The 19,960-nt window shown below is 39.3% G+C and carries 15 protein-coding genes; 3 read left to right on the top strand and 12 right to left on the bottom strand.

Annotated features, from left to right (window positions below):
* Positions 1–44 precede the first annotated feature (44 nt).
* The 8 genes from H4J73_RS10865 to H4J73_RS10830 all read right to left on the bottom strand — a co-directional run bounded on the left by H4J73_RS10865 (position 45) and on the right by H4J73_RS10830 (position 10,755).
* Complete coding sequence (locus H4J73_RS10865; RefSeq protein WP_182180958.1) at positions 45–1,850, bottom strand: acyl-CoA dehydrogenase; 1,806 nt, start codon at positions 1,848–1,850, stop codon at positions 45–47.
* A gap of 108 nt (positions 1,851–1,958) precedes the next feature.
* The gene (locus tag H4J73_RS10860) at positions 1,959–2,720 is read right to left on the bottom strand and encodes an SDR family NAD(P)-dependent oxidoreductase (RefSeq protein ID WP_182180959.1); all 762 of its coding nucleotides are present in this window, start codon (positions 2,718–2,720) and stop codon (positions 1,959–1,961) included.
* 94 nt (positions 2,721–2,814) lie between these two features.
* Positions 2,815–3,876, bottom strand: coding sequence for a phosphotransferase family protein (locus H4J73_RS10855; protein ID WP_259366687.1), 1,062 nt, complete (start codon positions 3,874–3,876; stop codon positions 2,815–2,817).
* 32 nt (positions 3,877–3,908) lie between these two features.
* Entirely contained in the window at positions 3,909–5,117 is a 1,209-nt protein-coding gene (locus H4J73_RS10850) for an acyl-CoA dehydrogenase family protein (RefSeq protein WP_182180960.1), read from the bottom strand.
* A gap of 124 nt (positions 5,118–5,241) precedes the next feature.
* On the bottom strand, positions 5,242–6,357 hold the full coding sequence (locus tag H4J73_RS10845) for an NADH:flavin oxidoreductase (RefSeq protein ID WP_182180961.1): 1,116 nt from the start codon (positions 6,355–6,357) through the stop codon (positions 5,242–5,244).
* A 93-nt stretch (positions 6,358–6,450) separates the two neighbouring features.
* The gene (locus tag H4J73_RS10840) at positions 6,451–7,215 is read right to left on the bottom strand and encodes an SDR family oxidoreductase (RefSeq protein ID WP_182180962.1); all 765 of its coding nucleotides are present in this window, start codon (positions 7,213–7,215) and stop codon (positions 6,451–6,453) included.
* 35 nt (positions 7,216–7,250) lie between these two features.
* Positions 7,251–7,976 (bottom strand): histidine phosphatase family protein, encoded by a 726-nt coding sequence (locus H4J73_RS10835; protein WP_182180963.1) that lies wholly within the window; start codon positions 7,974–7,976, stop codon positions 7,251–7,253.
* Between the two features lie 322 nt (positions 7,977–8,298).
* Entirely contained in the window at positions 8,299–10,755 is a 2,457-nt protein-coding gene (locus H4J73_RS10830) for a TonB-dependent receptor (RefSeq protein ID WP_182223546.1), read from the bottom strand.
* A 295-nt stretch (positions 10,756–11,050) separates the two neighbouring features.
* Here H4J73_RS10830 and H4J73_RS10825 point away from each other — a divergent pair, with 295 nt between their 5' ends.
* Positions 11,051–11,950 (top strand): LysR family transcriptional regulator, encoded by a 900-nt coding sequence (locus H4J73_RS10825; RefSeq protein ID WP_182180965.1) that lies wholly within the window; start codon positions 11,051–11,053, stop codon positions 11,948–11,950.
* A 76-nt stretch (positions 11,951–12,026) separates the two neighbouring features.
* Entirely contained in the window at positions 12,027–12,719 is a 693-nt protein-coding gene (locus tag H4J73_RS10820; RefSeq protein ID WP_182180966.1) for a DUF2982 domain-containing protein, read from the top strand.
* Positions 12,720–12,724: 5 nt separating this feature from the next.
* Here the strand turns inward: H4J73_RS10820 and H4J73_RS10815 are convergent, their stop codons facing one another.
* From H4J73_RS10815 to H4J73_RS10805, 3 genes are read right to left on the bottom strand one after another with little or no spacing between them, the layout of a single operon-like run.
* Entirely contained in the window at positions 12,725–14,782 is a 2,058-nt protein-coding gene (locus tag H4J73_RS10815) for a DUF3488 and transglutaminase-like domain-containing protein (RefSeq protein WP_182180967.1), read from the bottom strand.
* Positions 14,782–15,771 carry a DUF58 domain-containing protein gene (locus H4J73_RS20785; protein ID WP_182180968.1) on the bottom strand — a complete coding sequence of 330 codons (990 nt, stop codon included), beginning with the start codon at positions 15,769–15,771 and terminating at the stop codon, positions 14,782–14,784. The genes H4J73_RS10815 and H4J73_RS20785 overlap by 1 nt, the downstream gene beginning before the upstream one ends.
* A 38-nt stretch (positions 15,772–15,809) precedes the next feature.
* Positions 15,810–16,742: a MoxR family ATPase gene (locus tag H4J73_RS10805; RefSeq protein WP_182180969.1), complete on the bottom strand. Its 933-nt coding sequence runs from the start codon at positions 16,740–16,742 to the stop codon at positions 15,810–15,812.
* A 320-nt stretch (positions 16,743–17,062) separates the two neighbouring features.
* Here H4J73_RS10805 and H4J73_RS10800 point away from each other — a divergent pair, with 320 nt between their 5' ends.
* Positions 17,063–18,892: a monovalent cation:proton antiporter-2 (CPA2) family protein gene (locus H4J73_RS10800; RefSeq protein ID WP_182223563.1), complete on the top strand. Its 1,830-nt coding sequence runs from the start codon at positions 17,063–17,065 to the stop codon at positions 18,890–18,892.
* Positions 18,893–18,955: 63 nt separating this feature from the next.
* Here the strand turns inward: H4J73_RS10800 and H4J73_RS10795 are convergent, their stop codons facing one another.
* Positions 18,956–19,861, bottom strand: coding sequence for a LysR family transcriptional regulator (locus H4J73_RS10795; protein WP_182180970.1), 906 nt, complete (start codon positions 19,859–19,861; stop codon positions 18,956–18,958).
* Between the last annotated feature and the right edge of the window lie 99 nt (positions 19,862–19,960).

The following is a 19,960-nucleotide window of genomic DNA, read 5'->3' as shown; positions in this document are numbered from 1 at the left end:
TATTTTTTCATAGGCTTATGACTTTTTTACCTAATTAAAGTGCTTTAAAACCATGCGGTTTTCATCTCATAGGTACTGTTGTCGGTGTTGAGTAAAAGCGCTGCCCATAACGATATTTGTGGCAATTCAAAGCGATAAAAATACTGAAGCGTTTGCAGTTTCCCTTGATAAAAACAAGCATCATCTTGATGAGGCTTTAATTCAAGACCTTTAGTAGCAACAAGGCCTTGTTTAAGCCATAACCAGGCAATAATAACGTGACCAAATAACTCTAAATATTTAACAGAATTAGCTAATGCTAAATCTATATTTTTAGTCGTCATCGCGGCCAACACCGCTTCAGTGGTCTGCTGTAACGTAGCCACCGCTTCACTTAGTTGCTGAGTAAACTCTGATAAGCTTTCATACTGTCTAGCTTGTTCGATGGTTTTACGTATTTCAGCTAGGGTGGCTAAGTATCCAGCCATGTTGTTCATCGGTACTTTGCGCGTTAATAAGTCTAATGACTGAATACCCGTTGTACCTTCATGAATCGTGTTTAAACGATTATCACGGTAAAATAATTCAACGGGGTGCTCGTTAATATAACCATGTCCGCCTAATACTTGAATGGCTAAATCGTTGGCTTTAGTGCCATATTCTGAAGGCCAAGTTTTAATAATGGGGGTAAGGAAGTCGAGTAATAAGTGGGCGTGTTCTTTAGCGGCAACACTCGGTGCTGTTTTTTCGTCGTCACTTAATTGTGTGCCGTAAAGCACTAACGAAAACGCACCTTCTGCATATGCTTTTTGTGCTAATAACATACGGCGAACATCGGCGTGCTCTATGATATTAACCATAGGAGAAAGCGGGTCTTTGCATGAAGGCAAACGACCTTGTGGTCTGTTTTTTGCGTACGCTAATGAGTACAGATAACCCGCTATACCGATAGCAGCAGCGCTTGTACCAACCATAATGCGGGCTTCATTCATCATATGAAACATGTATTTTAGCCCTTGGTTTTCTTCACCAACCAAGTAACCAACAGCGCCATTTTTTTCACCAAAACTTAACGAAGTAGACGTTTGTGCTCGACCACCCATTTTGTGAAATAACCCTGACAAGGCAACTTCATTGTCTGCACCGATTGAGCCATCATCATTCACTAAGAATTTAGGCACAACAAAGAGTGAGATGCCCCTTATACCTTTTGGCGCCCCAGCTAATCGAGCCAGCACTAGATGTACAATATTTTCGCTTAGGTTATGATCGCCACCCGAGATATAGATTTTATTACCACTGATACGATAACTGCCGTCTGCTGCCTTGGTCGCTTTGGTAATTAAATCACCTAAGCCTGAACCGCTGCCCGGTTCTGTCATGGCCATCGTACCCATAAAACGTCCAGCACGCATAGGCTTCACCCATTTTTCAATCAGTGCGTCGCTGCCATGTGCTTCAAGTAAATTAGCATTAGCGGTGGTTAACATGTTGTAGCCCAAACCAACACCACCCGCGACAGTCAAATATGAACTGGCAATACTTGCGATGATTGGCGGAAGCTGCATACCATTAGTGTTGTAATTAGCGGTGGCTGAGGGTAGACCTGAAGCAATAACGGCATCAATAGCGGGTTTAAGTTCAGGGATTAAATGTACGTTTTTACCATCAAAAGTAGGCTGATGCGTATCAAGTTTTTGACGAATAGGTAAGAAGTGTTTTTCTGCTATTGTTTTAGCCGTGGCAATAACATCATTAAATGTTTGACGATCATGGTCTTGATATCGTTCTCTTTTTAATAGTGATTCACTATCAAAAAATTCATAAAGCATGAATTCGATATCACGTGCATTCATTAATTCATTGAGCATACTGTTCTCTTCTTATTCTGGTATCAAAACATAAAATCAAAGGCTAGATTAAAAGTAGTATTAAAATAAAGGTAAACAAAAACAGTGATTTGAGCTTACCTTTAAGGCTTACTGCGCAGATACGCCGCCATCTATCGCGATGCATTGCCCTGTCATATAAGTGTTAGCAGGCGACAACATCATCAGCATTACCGCAACCACTTCTTTAGGTTCAGCGAGACGTTTCATCGGCGCACCTAAGCTCATTTTGCTTTGCATATTTTCATCAGCCATATCTGTTACCATTTGCGTTAAGGTAAAAAATGGGCAAATGGCATTGATGCGTATATTATGACGACCGTATTCAACAGCGCCTGTTTTGGTTAGACCAATCACAGCATGTTTCGCCATAGAATAAGCGCCTACCTTTGCCGCGCCGCCAAGCCCGGCCATTGAGCTAACATTCAAAATAGCGCCGCCTTGTTGTTTTAACATTTGTTGAATTTGATGACTCATACCAAACTGAACACCTTTAACATTCACCGCAAATTGTTTATCCATGAGCGCTTCGTCAATCTCGTGTAACGCATGGAACTCATGGGCAATACCCGCGTTGTTGACACCAATATCAACACGACCAAAATGTTCAATGGCGGCATCAACCATCGCTTTACAGTCTTCATTTTTAGCAACATTGCATTTTAATGCGATAACGTGTGCCCCAGTTGCCGCAATTTCATCCGCAACGCTATGAACACCGGCTTCGTTAATATCACTGATCACTAACTTAGCGCCACGTTTAGCCAGTTCTTCAGCCAATAATTTGCCAAATCCTTGAGCTGCACCGGTAATAACCGCTACTTTTCCAGTAAAATCTAATAATGGATCCATGTTTTTTTCCTCACAGTAAAATATTGCCTGACCGTTGTTTGGGTCTGTTGCTCAAGCTTGCGTTTATGCCTATTTTTATATTCATCTTTAATTATTATTGCGCCTGACTCTCTTGCTCAATGATCTGTAATGCCATTTGAGCTAAAGGCTCGACAAACTTACCAACTTTATTAGCATTTTCGTTCGAAGCATTCCCTTGGGAAGCTCTCTTAGCAACACCTTGCACAATAGCGGCTAACCTAAAAAAGCTAAACGCGAGATAAAAGGTCCAGTTGTCTATTTTTTCAATGCCCATGCGCTGACAATAAGTAGCCACATATTCGGCTTCGCTGGGTATACCTAAACGTGTTCTATCAACGCCTTTTAGTCCATCTATACTGCCCATGCCTTGTGGCATTCTTAACCCCATACATTGATAGGCTAGATCAGAATACGGATGCCCTAAGGTAGAGAGCTCCCAGTCAAGAATGGCGATAATTTCAGGCTTATTTTTGGCAAACATCATGTTGTCTAATCGAAAGTCACCATGTACCAGGCAAACTTTGCCGTCATCTTGGGGTAAGTTAACCTCAAGCCATCGACTTAAATTATCCATAGCATCTATTTTTTGTAGTTCTGAAGCGCGATACTGTGAAGACCAACGACCATATTGACGTTCAAAGTAATTACCTGCTTTTCCATATTCGCTTAGCCCTATGTTGTCAACATTCACGCGATGTAAAGCCACTAAAGCATGATTCATTGCATCATACATTTGGCTACGCTCTGTATTGGTGGGTATCTCAGCTAACGAGGCACTCCAATAAACGCTGCCATCACAAAATTCCATGATATAAAACATTGAACCAATAATGCTTGTGTCTTCACAAAGGTGATAGACCTGAGCCACAGGCACATTAGAATCTTTTAGCGCTGCAAGGACCTTATATTCACGGTCAACCGCATGAGCTGATTTGAGTAATTTCCCTGGTGGTTGGCTGCGTAAAACATAAGTTCCTGACTTCGCCATTACTTTATAGGTAGGGTTAGATTGTCCACCTGAAAATTTGTCGAGTGTTATCGGCCCAACAAAACCTTCAAGATGGCATTCAAGGTACGAGGTGAGTTTTTCAACATCAAAAGGAGCTATTGCCGCCATGTATTTATTCTCTTTCATATGTAAGACTTTTATTTTAAACAACGATATAATTACGTAGATTTTTTGACTAAGTCTCGGCCTAACTGCATCATGTGAACTTGATCAGGACCATCCGCTAAACGCAAGGTTCGCTGTCCCGCATAAGCATGGGCTAAAAATGTATCTTGGCTAACCCCCACTGCACCATGGCATTGAATGGCACGGTCAATAACATCAAGTGACATATTTGGCGCCACTATTTTTATCATGGCAATAATATCTTTCGCCGCTTTATTGCCTTCAAGGTCCATTTTTTGAGCCGCTTTTAACGTCATCAAACGAGCTTGTTCAATTTGACACGCTGAAATAGCAATGTCTTCACGTATAGACTGTTGTTTGATCATCGGGCGACCAAAAACAATACGCTCATTGACACGTTTACACATTAAATCAAGGGCGCGTTGAGCAACACCAATCGATCGCATACAATGGTGAATGCGACCCGGACCTAAGCGACCTTGAGCTATTTCAAACCCTTTACCCTCAGCAACAATAATGTTTTCAACGGGAACGCGAACATTTTCGAAAATAATTTCCGCGTGCCCTTCAGGTGAATCATCATAACCAAACACCTTCATTGGTCGTACCATCGTAACTCCAGGGGTTTTCATCGGCACGAGTACTTGAGATTGCTGAATATAACGATTGTCATTATCAGGGTCTGTTTTACCCATAACAATCATAATTTCACACTGTTTACGGCAAGCGCCACTGATGTAAAACTTTTTACCGTTGATGACATATTCATCACCGTCACGGTCGATGCGTAATTCAATATTGGTGGCATCACTCGATGCTACTTCAGGCTCTGTCATCGCAAAAGCTGAACGAATTTTCCCTTCTAGCAGGGGCTCTAGCCATTGTTTTTTTTGTGTTTCACTACCATATTTGGCGAGAACTTCCATATTACCGGTATCAGGTGCCGCACAATTAAAGACTTCTGGCGCCCACATCACTTTGCCCATAATTTCAGCTAAAGGTGCATATTCTAAGTTAGTTAATCCGGCACTGTATTTACCATAACTTAGCGGTAAGAATAAATTCCACAGCCCTTGTGCTTTAGCCTTCGCTTTTAGTGTTTCCATTAACGGCGGCGTTGACCAGGGTGCTTGCGTAACTTGTTCATGCATTTCCTGTTCAGCAGGATAAACATAGGTGTCCATAAATAAGTTTACACGCTTGATTAACGCCTTAACTTTGTCACTGTATTCGAAATCCATGAGAGATCCTTTTAGTTTAATAACGCCCGTTGAACATGCGCTAGTGATTAATACGCTGTGGTAATAACATTTTGAAAATCAATCCGCTATTGAATTTTTTAGTTAATAGCTAACAGTAATTAATTTAACTCAACTTCATTAATGCGTCTTTATTGAACGGGGCTATTTGGTCTTCTTTTTTATCTCGAATTTTATTTACCCACTCAGGGTCGACTAGCAACGCACGACCAATAGCCACCAAGTCAAATTCATCGTTATTTAAGCGCGTGAGTAAGCCCTCAATACCTGTAGGATTAGAAGCACCGCCTAAATCCGTGTTTCCTTCACCGGTAAAATCACTGTCGAGGCCAACACTACCAACGGTTATTACGGGCTTTTGTGTTAATTTTTTTGTCCATCCGGCAAGGTTTAGCGTTGAACCTTCAAATTCAGGTAACCAAAAACGACGCGTACTGGCATGAAATATATCAACACCTGCTTCACTTAATAACGATAAAAAGAGCGCTAATTCTTCAGGGTTTTGGCAAAGTTTTGCATGATAGTCTTGCTGCTTCCATTGAGAAAATCTAAAAATAATAGGAAAGTCATTACCTACCGCAGCGCGGATAGCTTGTACAATTTCTACACCAAAGCGGGTACGGTTTTCTAATGAACCTCCGTAGCCATCAACCCGCTGGTTTGTACCTTCCCAAAAGAACTGATCAACCAAGTAACCATGAGCGCCATGAACTTCGACGCCATCAAAACCTACGTTTTTAGCGTCAAGAGCGGCTTGTGCAAAAGAAGCAACCACTTCATCAATATCAACTTGGCTCATTTCAACACCATTAGGTGTTCCAGGCTTATATAATCCTGAAGGGCTATAAGCAGGCACCGATTTATCAGGGCCAATACCTTCTTTTCTTACGGAGCCAACATGCCAGATTTGTGGGACAATTTTGCCACCCGCAGCATGAACCTCATCAACAACATGTTTCCAACCCGCTAACGCTTCTTCACCAAAAATAGCAGGTACGCGTTCATAGCCATTCGCCGCTTTATGGGAAATAAAGGTCCCTTCTGTAATGATTAAGCCGACATTCCCTGCAGCTCTTCGGCGATAGTATTTTGCAACATCGCTATTAGGAATGTAGTTAGGCGAGAATGTTCGCGTCATGGGCGCCATAACCGTTCGATTCTTTAAGGCTAGTCCACCGACTGTAAATGACTCAAAAAGTTTATCTGAATTATTGTTACTCATCTTATTTCCTAAATTTAATACTGTTATACATTCACTGACACCTGTGACTTTATGGTATCGCATTGTGTTTTTTATTTTTAATCAATGGATTACCTAACCAATTAAATAACCACCATCAACATTAATCGCGGTACCTGTGGTATAACTTGACGCATTTGAAACCAAGTAAAGTACCGTGCCTGCCATTTCTTCTGGCTGAGCAATACGTTTCATTGGTACGTGATGTAGCATTTGGTCGAGTATTTTGGGATTATTAACTAACGTTGAGGCAAATTTAGTATCAGTGCCGCCAGGTAATAGAGCATTCACGCGGATATTAAATTGGGCACATTCTTTGGCAAATGTTTTAGTCATTGAGATAACCGCGGCTTTGGTAATTGAATAGATGCCTTGAAAGTCACCCGGGATAACACCATTAATAGAAGCAACATTAACAATAGCGCCACTACCGTTGTCTCTCATGAGTTTAGCGCCCATAACAGACATGAAAAAATAACCACGAATGTTAACGTCTACTGTTTTTTGAAAGGCACTTAAATCAGTATCTAATACATGACCAAAATAAGGGTTGGCCGCAGCATTATTCACTAAGATATCAAGCTTGCCGTGTTGTTTTTTTATCGCAGAAAAGATATGTTCTATTTGCTCCATCTCACCAATATGACAAGCTATCGCTTGAGCACTACCGCCTGCTGCAATAATATCGTCAACAACGGTTTGACACCCAGCCACCTTGCGGCTCGACACAATCACATGAGCACCACTTTGTGCCAGTAATTTTGCAATTTGTTCACCAATGCCACGACTTGCGCCTGTAACTAAGGCAATTTTTCCTGTTAAGTCAAATAGATTATTCATGTTAAGTTTCCTACTTAATATCTAATGTTTATTGATTATCTAAACGTTACCCAGTCACTACCTGCTGAGGTTAAATGGCTATAGTTATTGAAATAATCAATGTTTAAATTATTTTCTGAAAAGAGTAATTTAGTAACGCTTGTATTGCGTGATTGCTGATTAATCACTAATGTTTTTTCATCAGACAAGCCTAAAATATGTTGAATAATCACCGCTATGGTGCCACTTGAAGTAAAAATACAGATATGATTAGCATGTTGATTACTTTTAGTGATTAATGATAATTTTCTGGCTGTTAATTCTTGTTTAATAACATCTTGTAATGCACTAATGCAGCGTTTTTTAAATTGACTCCAGCTTTCTTTATAATCTTGGTCGTACTTGCCACTGATCCAACGGTCAAGCGCAAGCGCAAACTCTTTTTGAAAGCGTTTATTTGCGTTGGGCTTTTTACTTATGACCGCAGCCATTTTAGCAAAGTCTCGCCATTGTGAGTCATAACAAATCAACAGCTCTTCATGATTAAATTCATTAAACCCTGAATGCAAGGTAACGGGTGAAAGTGCACCTTGGTAACCAAGCAAAAAATGCTCTAAGGTTTGTCCATGGCGTAGTAAATCTCCTGAATAAATTTTGTCAGGTGCAAATCGCCAAGACTCACCAAGCAAACGCGATTGTTCATTGCCTTTTTCAGAGAGCAAGTCATAGTCGGCTTTACCAAAGGATGCCTGTCCGTGCCGTATAAGATACAGAGCAGTCATTCGCTTAAGACAGCCCGTTAATAGATGGATTTTCGAATCGATTAAAAAATTTGCTTATTATCATTTTTTATCACTCACTATGATTATTTAATCGCCAAAACTTTGATTTATTTATAGTAATCCCAAGCTCTTAATTAAACAAATGAATAGTTCTTATAACCCACTATTCATTATTAGAATAAAGAATCAGTGTTAATTGTCCACTTTATAAAATGTTAACCCGTAATATTTTTATTATTTACATAAAAAAGCCTTGCACATCTAGAATGCAAGGCTGATTACTTTTAAAGGACTGCAATACTTTTTCAGTTAAGGTAACGCATTAAAAGTTATAAGAAATACTCGCTCCATAAGTGCTCGGCTGACTCGGGTAGGCATTAAAGCTACCCGCTTGAATAGGCACAGGAAAGGCAGAATGAAAATATTCATCATTATTTAAATTACGTGCCCAAACTTGTAAGTTAACCCCATTGGGGAAGTTAAGCCCAGCACTGGCATTAAAAGTACTCACTTCTCGTGTTAGGGAATCAGGTACATTTTCAGCAAGGTTAACCTCACTTTCATAGAGGTAATCGGTACGAACATATCCATTAATACCCTCACTTAATTCGAAATGGTAAGTCACCCCTGCTGTAATACTTTGTTCATGTATTCCTGCAGGTTTTTTACCCGATAAATCGATAGGACCATCAACACCTGATGCACCTTTAAAAGCATCATAGGTGGGGTCAAGAAAGATACCCGCTAAGGTAAATGCCCAGTTTTCGGTTAGGTTGTAAGCAGAATCGAATTCGATACCTTGAGTACTTTGCTTACCGGCATTAGCCAAAACGAAGCCTGTGCCAACAAAAATAGCCGACTGAAACCCTTCTATCGTTTGGTCAAAGGCCGTTATGTTGAAGGCAACTTTATCAAATCTGGCTTTCATACCCAATTCATAAACCGTTGATTCTTCTGGTAAAGCATATCGACCGCCATAGCTTTGATTTTTTTGTACTAGACCATTAGTTATAAGCGCATCACTGTCTGCAGCGAATGGACGGGTATCGCGGGATAAATTCCATGATGATGCTTTAAAGCCCGTTGCAGCGGTGGTAAACAAATTAATATTGTCATTAAGTTCATAGGCTAAGCGTAATGACCACGTAGTTTTACTATCAGCGGTATTATCGTCTTCAACTGAGTTTGGTAATTCAAGCATGGGTGGCATGAACTGCAAACCTTTTAATGTCGGAATAGCTGGCGCTAATGTCGGTATGAAAGGCATTGGCACACCAAAAAGGGTTAAATCATTGTCTAAATCAATCGCTGAAAGCGTAGAGTTATTCTGTTGAGCAACAGTGACATCTTTTTCATCATGGGTATAACTCACACCAAAGGTTGTCGTGAACTTTGCTGAAATTCGATAATCAATATTAGCAAAAATAGAATAAGCATTATTATTTTGCATAAATTGAGAATCAACAACAGTATCTGATGAAATAAATGAACCCGGCGCAAGGCCGTAAACCCCCTCTACCCCACTAAGCAAACCAGCAGCACCTCCTGCAGCTAACAAGACATCAAAATAGTTTCTCATATCATCGCCATAAAATAAGGCGTCTTGGGCGTCAACGTCTTCTTGGAAGAAGAACGCACCTAGCATCCAGTCTAGTTTGTTTACGCCAATAGAATTCAAACGTAACTCTTGCGTAAAGGTATCAATTTTAGTGTCACCACTTTCTCGGATAATATCTAAACTGGTGTAATCTATATCGTGTATAAAAGTAGATTCATTACTACGTAATGCGGTAATTGAGGTGAAAGCAAAACCATCGTAATCAACATCGACCTGCATAGATATCCCGCTATCTTCTACGGTATTTCGAGGGTCCATATTAAGGGCTGATGTATAGGAGAACGGCTCGGCTGAATCATTAACCATTCCACCTAAAAATTGAACCGCGCCCGTTGTGGAGCCATTAATCGCATTGGAAACAGTGCAGCAAGCTTCATCAATCTCACTGTAGTCAGCAATAAAACGCACAGTAACATCTTGGTTAGGTTGATATAATGCTTGTGCACGCATATTCCAACGGTCTTTGTCATTCAGTTTATTTAAACCACTTACGCTGTCAGTGTAACCATCACGCGTGTTGTAACCACCTGATAAACTAAAAGCCAATTCGTCTGTAACACCGTTAGTGATATAACCTTTCACCAATTGTTGATTGTAGTTACCATACCCCACTTCAACATTACCTTCTAAATCGAAGGAAGGCTCCATAGTGCGCACATTGATAACACCCGCAGAAGCATTTTTGCCAAACAAGGTACTTTGCGGACCACTGAGTACTTCAATTTGCTGCAGTCTGGGTAAATCACCAATTTGAGCAGCGGCGCGAGAACGGTATACACCATCAATAAATACCCCCACCGAAGGTTCAATACCGGTGTTGTTGGTACCATTACCAAAACCACGTATTGAAAAGTTAGTGTTCGTTGAACGTTGTAATGGAGTGACTCTTAATGTTGGCACGAGTGTTTGCAAATCATTAATATCTAAAACTTTTGCTTCTTCAATATCTTTACCCCTGACAACGGTAATGGCAATAGGCGTTTCTTGTAACCCGGTAAGTCGTTTAGACGCGGTTACCATTATACGTTCGATACCTTTCTCATCGTCTTGGCTGGCTAATTTTATTTCTTGAGCATTAAGCACAGAAGTACCCAATGCACTAATGACTGCTGAAACGAGTAATGATCTCTTAAAGAGTTGTGATGCTAATCTTGGCGTCATGCTGTATCCCCATTTATTTTTACTAAACACTTATTGATTACATGCGATTCTGCTCAAATACTTTGTTTGAGCATGATTCTTGTTTAAGCGTAGACAAAGTTTTATCAAACCGAAATGCTATACCAAGTTACCCTTGGTTTTTTACACAGTTATCGCACAATATTTACGCTACTTGACTATGCTAGGAGCAACCGTTAAATTAAACAAATGAATAAATTTTATAATCAACTATTCATTCTATGAATAGAGTGGAATTATAATAATGATCATTATTTGATGGATTAGGTATTTATATATGAAGGTCGACTTAAATTTGTTTGTGGTATTCGAAGCGATTTACTGTGAAGGAAATATTACTAAAGCAGCATCTGCACTAAACTTATCACAGCCCGCGGTGAGTCATTCACTGAGTAAACTACGTGCTCATTTTGACGATCCGCTTTTTGTTCGACAAGGTAATGAAATGCGCCCTACCGTTGTTGCCAACAATGTTGTATCGGATGTGCGCGAAGCTTTACGTCAGTTACAGATATGCTTAGCACAATCCAAACAATTTGAGCCAATGAGCTCCCGCAAAAGCTTTACGATATCTTTACACGTAGCTTTAGAGGCTTCTTATTTACCTCCTTTAATACAAAGAATAGCCAAAGAAGCACCATGGGTTAATATACAAAGTAGCCGCAGAGTCAACCGCCATGAATTAGAAAACAAACTCGCCAGTGGGGATATTGATTTAGCTATTGATACATTATTGCCCGTAAGTGACAACATAATACATACCCAACTAGAAAAGGATAAACTTGTGGTTGTTGCCCGCAAAAATCATCCTAAGATTAAATCTACATTAGCTTTAGACCAATATCTTTCGCTAGACCATATATTGGTTTCATCTCGTTCAACCGGTCCAAGTATTGAGGATTTTGAACTCGCTCGTCTTGGATTACAGCGAAAAATAGGCTTAAGGTGCCAACACACGTTTTCAGCATGTCGTGTGCTTGCCGCTAACGATATGTTACTCACAGCTACAGAGACAACCGCTAAAATGTATGCTCAATTACTCGATTTAGTTATTTATCCATTACCGGTAGAGTTACCCGATATTGATATGCATTTATATTGGCACACAAATCTGGACTTCGAACCTGCAAATAAGTGGTTAAGAAACAAAGTTATTCAAGCGACTCCTGGTACTTAAAATTCTGATACAACACGCTTTTAAACTAACTAAAAATTAGACATATTGTATTTATTAATGGGAATAATGAGCGTAAATGACGATTAAATTTCAACAAAAGCCGAGCATAATAATCAAACCTATCGCGAAGCATAATGGCATGTTTCTCTGCGTTTTGGGTGGCCTGCTTTTGTGTGCTACGGTATTAGTGGCTCAATTTTATTGGCAAATATTTAGACTTGCCCATATTTTTGTTATTTTACTCAGTCTCGTTATTATCTTGGTTGGGGTCGTTAAACTTTTAGAGCCTGATATTAGTCTGTATTTGACACCGGATAAAATCATCTTCAATCACCGTTATGGCCATTGGCAATTAACATGGCAGGACATACAAAATATTCAGCCAGTTTCTGAAGTTATTGGCCTAGATAGAGAAGCATTGCCATACATAGGTATACGATTAGTACATATAGATAAAATCGCTAAAAACATATCAATTCGATTGGCTAATCGGTTGATTCACCAACAAAAAGGGCTAATTGTTTATAGTGTATTACATCAATTAATGACCTTTGAACAAGCTCAAATTAATTTTGATCCCTTTGTCTTGTCAAATGGCGAATCTATAAAAGGCCCCATCGCCGCATTTCTTCATCAATCGGAGCAATTATCTGCGGCATTTGGCTATCATTTGTTCCTACCTGCCGATAGCTTTGACCGAGGTATTAATGAATTCAACCACTTACTTAGACAGTGCAAAATGGCAAGTGCAACGTATCAAGAGACTTAGTTTCCTCATTTCTCAGTGTTTTTCTGCACCTTTTTCAATTGTACTTTTATCTGTTGTTGATATTTATTCATATCAGTTAAATACTCTTCTTTTTGTTTAGCCGTTAGTACCTGATACATTAATGCGTCAAAACATCGTGTATACGAGATAAAGCTGACCGTCAGTGAAGGAAATTGTTGAGTAACTAACATTGAAAATTGACTGGCTGGCATAGCAACTGGTTTTTCTAGTCCTTTAGCTTTTAATATTGCTAATATTTGCTGATACTGAGCTAACCATTGTACTAAAGGTTTACTTTTAGAACGTTTTATATTTGTTAACCACATAATAATCATCACTAAAAATAATGAGCCACCAATAGCACCTCCTATTTTCCATGCGCGTAAATCGCCAAACCATTGAGTGAGTAAATCATATTGTCTCGCAGAAGAATAACCTAGCACCAAGCGTGTCCATTGATAATCTAGTGCATCAAGCTGTAAGCGAAAAGTGTTAATCAAAGCAAGGTGTTTGTAACGATGTAAATTCAGCAAATCATTATTAAAAAATGCATCTTGCTGTAACATTTGAGAGAGCCCGCTTTCGACCCGCTCAGGGTTTACCGCCGCGGTAGGATCAACCCTTACCCAACCTTTGTCTTTAACCCAAATTTCGGCCCAAGCATGAGCATCATATTGGTAGATACTTAAGTGGCCACCTTGCTTGTTGTATTCACCCCCTAAATACCCCGTCACTAACCTAGCAGGAACGCCAGACGCTCTCATTAAAAAGGTAAATACACTGGCATAATGAACACAAAATCCCTTTTTTGTTTGATAAAAAAACTGATCTAAAACATCTCCAGATAACAACGGTGGCGATAACGTGTAATAAAAGTCTTGTTCTCGAATCATATCCAAAACAGCTTGTGCTCTTTCAATTTCATTTGGATAAGCACCATTGAGTTCTATTGCTTGTGCCTGGAGTTTAGGATTACTGTTAGCTGGTATGTGTAAATTTTTGGCTCTTTCACTATCACCTAATGGCGAATTAAGAAATGAGTGGGTATAACTGGTAATTTCATAACTCGTTGTTTGACTAACAGGCTTACTCTTTTTAATGGTGTAGTTAGCTAATTGCCTGATATCTATTTGATTACTCAACAAACTTTTAGGGTCAACCACCGCTAATGAAAAAAGCCAAGGTTGATAACTCGGTTCAACCATCACTTGGTAACGTGTTGGTAACCCCGTTAAGGGGAGAACATCAACAGGCACATTATCTGGCTTACCTATTTTAGTTGAGAGGTTATTTTTGTTTTGTTGCCATGTACGCCCGTCAAACTCATCCATCACCATTACTCGCCAATACAACTGATTGTATTGAGGTATATCAGTAAAAAAATTCACTCGAAAAGCAAGCGCTGAAGATCTTGCTAAATGAGCAATATCCCCAGGAGTAACACTTTCTGACAAACCTGTTTGCGCTGATTTGGCTGACGGCACCTGCCAAAATGGAGAGAGCCGAGGGAAAACAATAAATAACACCACAGCAAGAGGAATGCTTTGAATGACCATTTTAGCACTGTTAATAAAGGGCTGTTTGTACTTTCCCGGTGGTAAGAAGTACGCAAGCAAAACAGTTAAATTCAAAATAAGTAAGCCAAAGACAAGCAGCGACATGAATAAAGACTGAGAAAAAATAAGTACAGACGCAAGAATGAAAATACCCAGTAAGATAATTTGGTAAAAATCTTTTCGAGTCGTTAACTCTAAACTTTTTAATGAATAAGCAAAACAAAGTAGATGCAACATACTTAATAGTACGCCTAATTCTCGACCATTAACCGCTATTGCGATACATCCAGAGCAAGCAAGCAATAAGACAACATATCGGTGAGGTTTTACTGTCGGCTTAATAAGCGTTAACGAACGCCAGCATAAACACAAACTAATGATCGCCAACATCCAAACGCTTAATTCACTTATAAGCAAAGATAAATTAAGGCATTGGCATACGAATAAACCCCAAGCATTTTTGCGGGATAAACTGAAACATTGCAAACCATCGTGACTATTTTTCATCAGAGTAACTTAGGATAAAGCGCTAACGCCATCAAACACTGGTTAAAATGTTGTTGGCCTTGCGAGGGTTTGATTTTTTCTTGTCCTAAGTCCAAACCAAATATTTGAGCCCCATCGTTGTATTCTTTTACCAGAAAACACAAATACTGTAATTGCTTCTCTAGACCATGCTTTGGCATATCCGTGAGTTTCAACCAACACGTTGCTCCTTGTTGTTGATGGTAATGCTTAGTCAATCGACCTTGCCCTCGGGCAAATTGTTTCCATGCAACACGTGATAGTGGTTCGCCAGGAATATGTGTTTTAAGCTCGAAAAATTCATCGATGCCTGGTTTAGTATTTTCTAAAAATGAATTTTGCTTTACAGAGCCAGCAAAGTTGCTGGGTATATGCCTAACAGGTTCAGCTGCTGGATACAGCATGCACTTAAAATCAAAATCTATTCTTGTCCATGTTATAAATAAGCCTAATGGATATTCACTCCATATTTTTAAGCGACCCGGATAATGAACCCCTCTATTTTCGTAACGACAAGAGACATAAACGGTTTGATTCCCTTGCACAGTTTGAGGAAGATGAGACATTTTCTGGTGGTCAAAACAAAAATTGAAGTCTAGACGATTGTTGGGGGATAATATTTTTACTGGCACCATAATATATTGTTTTGCATATCCCTCCACTTGCTTATCGGTAGATACCTCGATGCCCGATAAATTAAAAAAACTGTGCATCATCGTCGTAATAAACACACTCGCCATTAAGTAACTCAATAGCATAATGACATTATTTTGATAGTTAGTGGCCAAAAGGAATAACAACACCACAAAAACAAGATAAACAAAGCCAAAGCGTGTTGGCATAATGAAAATATTGCGGTTTGATAGCGTATGCTGACTGGCAGGTGGAATTCGGCGTTTTAGCCACCGATTAAGTCGCCTCTTAATAATGCAACTAATAAAACTTTGTATCGGTATTACAAATCTCGTCACGAGTATCTCTATATTTATGGAAAATATTTTTGATAGTGTTATGTATTAAATGGATTTAAGACATTAACTTGTGCAATAACTTGGTTGGAAATTTTTTCAGCGTGATCACCAAAGCGAGTTGCCGTTGACTCAAGCCTATGCTGACATACAGCGCCAAATACCGTTTGAATATCTTCGGGTATTACATACGTTCTTTCTGCCATAAAAGCCCATGCTTTAGCGGCACTCACCAATGCTTGTCCTGCTCTTGGTGACAAAGGTCTGCCCGCAAAACCTTGACGCCTACTGACATGATTTAAGGCGATAACATATTCAATAATATTATCTGAGACAGTCACCTGTGACACCATCGATTGCATAGCTATAAGTTTACTGGTATTAACACAAGGCTGTAGCTTTTTATAGCTATCGTGACTACTTTCACTCATTAAAATTTGTTTTTCTGCTGCAATATCAGGAAAACCGAGCGATATACGCATCATAAACCTATCGAGTTGAGACTCAGGCAGTGGGTATGTTCCTGCATGTATTAGAGGGTTTTGTGTAGCAATAACAAAGAAAGGTTGTGGTAATACGTAAGTTGTCCCATCAATGCTAACTTGGTGTTCTTCCATCGCTTCGAGTAAAGCACTTTGTGTTTTAGGACTTGCCCTATTAATTTCATCACTTAGTACTACCTGATTAAAAATCGGACCTTGATGAAGTTCAAATTTTTTACTTTCAGGGTTAAAAATAGAAATACCAATAACGTCAGCGGGTAACAGATCACTGGTGAATTGAGTTCGTTGATAGCTGAGCCCAAGGGTTTTTGCTAACACCTGTGCAAGGGTAGTTTTACCCATACCGGGTAAATCTTCTATCAGGATATGACCTTTTGCTAATAAACAGGCAAGTGCCAAACGTATTTCTTGAGGCTTACCTAAAACAATACCGCCTACTTGAGCTAAAATTGCTGAAACTAAACTTTGCATAATATGATGACCACGTTATTTAACATAATTGATATCATTCAATATACCCCTATTAAAGTGCCAAGGATGCTAAAACAATATCAACTAATAGCATCACGATACAACTTTATTTAATCAGTAAACATAAGCAGCGAATATAAATTCACCTCAGCGATGCAAGGTATTTATGTTTATTTGAAAAGACTTATTCTAAGGAGATTATCACAGCAATAGGTTAAAGTAGTGCAGAGAACATTCATAAAAACAATTCAAATTTATACGAATAGCGAGTGTCTGCATTAATAATTCAGACACTCGCTATTTCAGGAGTGCATTCAAAGATGTTAGAAATAGCGGTTATCTACTTAGTTGCAGCATTTGTTGCCGTACCCGTCGCCAAAAGGCTTGGCCTAGGGTCTGTTTTGGGCTACCTGTTAGCCGGTATTTTAATTGGACCTAATTTATTAGGCCTCGTTGGCGACCAAACAAGTGTTATGCATTTTGCTGAATTCGGTGTAGTAATGATGCTATTTTTAGTGGGATTAGAGCTACAACCGGCGCGACTTTGGAAGTTGCGACATTCAATTATTGGCTTAGGCGGGTTACAAGTTTTAGCAACAACCGCGATTATATTTGCGCTTTGCTTTTATATATTTACTTTTGCTTGGCAAACAGCTTTAGCTATTGGGCTAATGTTAGCGTTGTCTTCAACAGCGATTGTTTTACAAACATTGACAGAAAAAGGTTGGATTAAACAAGCTGCAGGACAAAACGCTTTTTCTGTCCTCCTTTTTCAAGATATTGCGGTAATTCCTATTCTTGCTCTATTACCGATACTCGCCTTTCAAGATTTAAGCTCGGTAGCGTCGTCAAGCAATAGTTTAATTGCCCATCTACCTGTTTACGCTCAGGTGACTATTTCGTTGGCAGTAATAGCGGCTATTATTTTAGCTGGAAAATACATATCTTCACCTTTATTTCGATATATTGCAGAAACAAGATTACGTGAAATATTTACCATTGCAGCGTTATTATTAGTTATTTCTATTGCACTTATTATGGAAAAAATAGGGTTGTCACCAGCCTTAGGCACCTTCTTAGCGGGGGTAGTTTTAGCTGAAAGCGAATTTAGGCACGAGTTAGAGGTTGATATTGAACCTTTTAAAGGACTACTGTTAGGACTGTTTTTTATCACCGTCGGAGCTTCAATAGACTTTCCATTACTCCTTGAAAAAATTACTATTGTTACATTTGCTGTCGTAGCCCTTATTGCGATTAAAGCGCTTGTTCTTTATGTACTTGCTCACTTTTTTAACATGAAAGGAAGTCAAAAAATATTATTCACTTTGGCTTTGGCTCAAGGAGGTGAGTTTGCTTTTGTTTTACTTTCACTCACCAGTGACCTACTTATTACATCGCCAGAGCAAACTAAGTTAATTACACTTATCGTTGCAATATCGATGCTTTGCGCACCATTACTACTCATTATATATGAAAAATCGTTAGCTAGAGATAGCTCGACAGTACCTGATTTTGATTCAACTAAAGAAATTGAAGCAACCAAAAATGTTATTATTGCGGGTTACGGACGTTTTGGCCAAATAATAGGTCGGCTATTAACCGCTCAGGGATACCATTTATCGATTCTTGATCACAGCCCTAGCCAAATTGACTTACTCAGACGCTTTGGCAGTAAAGTTTTTTATGGTGATGCGGCTCGCCAAGATTTATTAGAAGCGGCAGGAGCAAAAGAAGCAAAAATGCTTGTGATTGCTGTAGATGAACCCGACAAAACATTAGATATTATTAAGCTGGCTCAAAAGCACTACCCGCACTTAAAAATTATTGCTCGCGCGATTGACCGACGACACGCTTACCAAATTATGCAGCTTGGTGTAACAAACTTTAAACGAGAAACATTTGACTCAGCAGTAAATCTTGGCATCGAGGCGCTAGTACTGCTCGGTAATGAGCAAGCTGAATCTGACAGAGCAGGGAAACTCTTTACTGAACACGATCTTGAATCAATGAACATTTTAGCCCACAAGTGGGGAGATGATAAAAGCTATGGCGTAGCGGTTAAACAACGTACAGAAGATTTAAAACAAGTGTTGCAAAACGACAAAATCGAGCAAAACAAACTGAATACTTGTCATAATAAAATAAAATAGCATAATGTCAGTAGCTCTTTGCCCTTATGAATAAGAGCTACTCATTTTTAATTTCGTGTTGATTTAATAAACCCCACTCACCCTTTCCACTAAGAAATCAACGGCAGCTTTTATTTTAGGTATTTGGTAGCGCTGCTTTTGATACAATAAAAAAACGCCAAGATTTGCCTGTTGCGTTATATCAATACTTGGTTTTATAGTCAGTTCGGTGAGTTCACCCGAGGCAATATATGGTTTTAATGCCCAACGTGGCATCATTAAGATGCCTAAGCCCTCGATAGCCTTGTTGACTAACCACTTACCATTATTACTAATTAACACCTGCTCGGCTGAAACATCTTGCCATTGATTATCTATTTCGCAAAGCCAAGGTGTAGGTCCATTAGGCGTTTTAAAGTAAAGCCCTTTATGTTGTTTTAAGGCCAATGCATTAACAGGCACCCCAAATCTTTCTAAATAGCGGGGTGCAGCGACAGCAATAAAGTTATTCTCCATTAATTTTATCGCTATAACGCGTTCGTCAGGTGCATAACCCCCGCGTATAGCCAAATCAACTTGATCGCGAGCCAATGTTGACAGATCATCACTGAGGCTTACATTTAATGTTATTTTCGGATACAGCTCACTGAATTCGTCTAAAAGTGGTAATAGTATTCGTTCTCCAAAACCCACCATCGAACTAATATTGAGCACCCCCATCGGCGTAGACTGATAGTTTTTCACGGTTTCATCACTGTAGGCTAATAAAGACAGTACTTCGCTAACCTGCTGATAATAGGTTTGTCCGATTTCGGTTAAACTTACAGACCTTGTGGTACGTTTTAAAAGTGTCGCACCCAAACTCTGCTCTAAATCAGCTATTCTGCGTGAGAGTGACGAAGGGGGCACTGAAAAAAGCTCAGCGGCTTTACTAAAGCTACCATTCTCAACCACCTTTACAAAATATTTTAGTGCTCTTAACTGATCCATATACCCTCTTCTGCAACTATTGTCTTTATGACAATAAACATTGGTTAATTAGCCCCTATATCTTATCGTAAAATAGAGGAATAATAACCCTACTTAATA

The organism is Colwellia sp. MB3u-41 (assembly GCF_014076845.1).
GTDB lineage: Bacteria > Pseudomonadota > Gammaproteobacteria > Enterobacterales > Alteromonadaceae > Colwellia_A.
The sequence above is the reverse complement of the archived record's forward strand: the minus strand, read 5'-3'. Positions and strand labels throughout refer to the sequence as shown.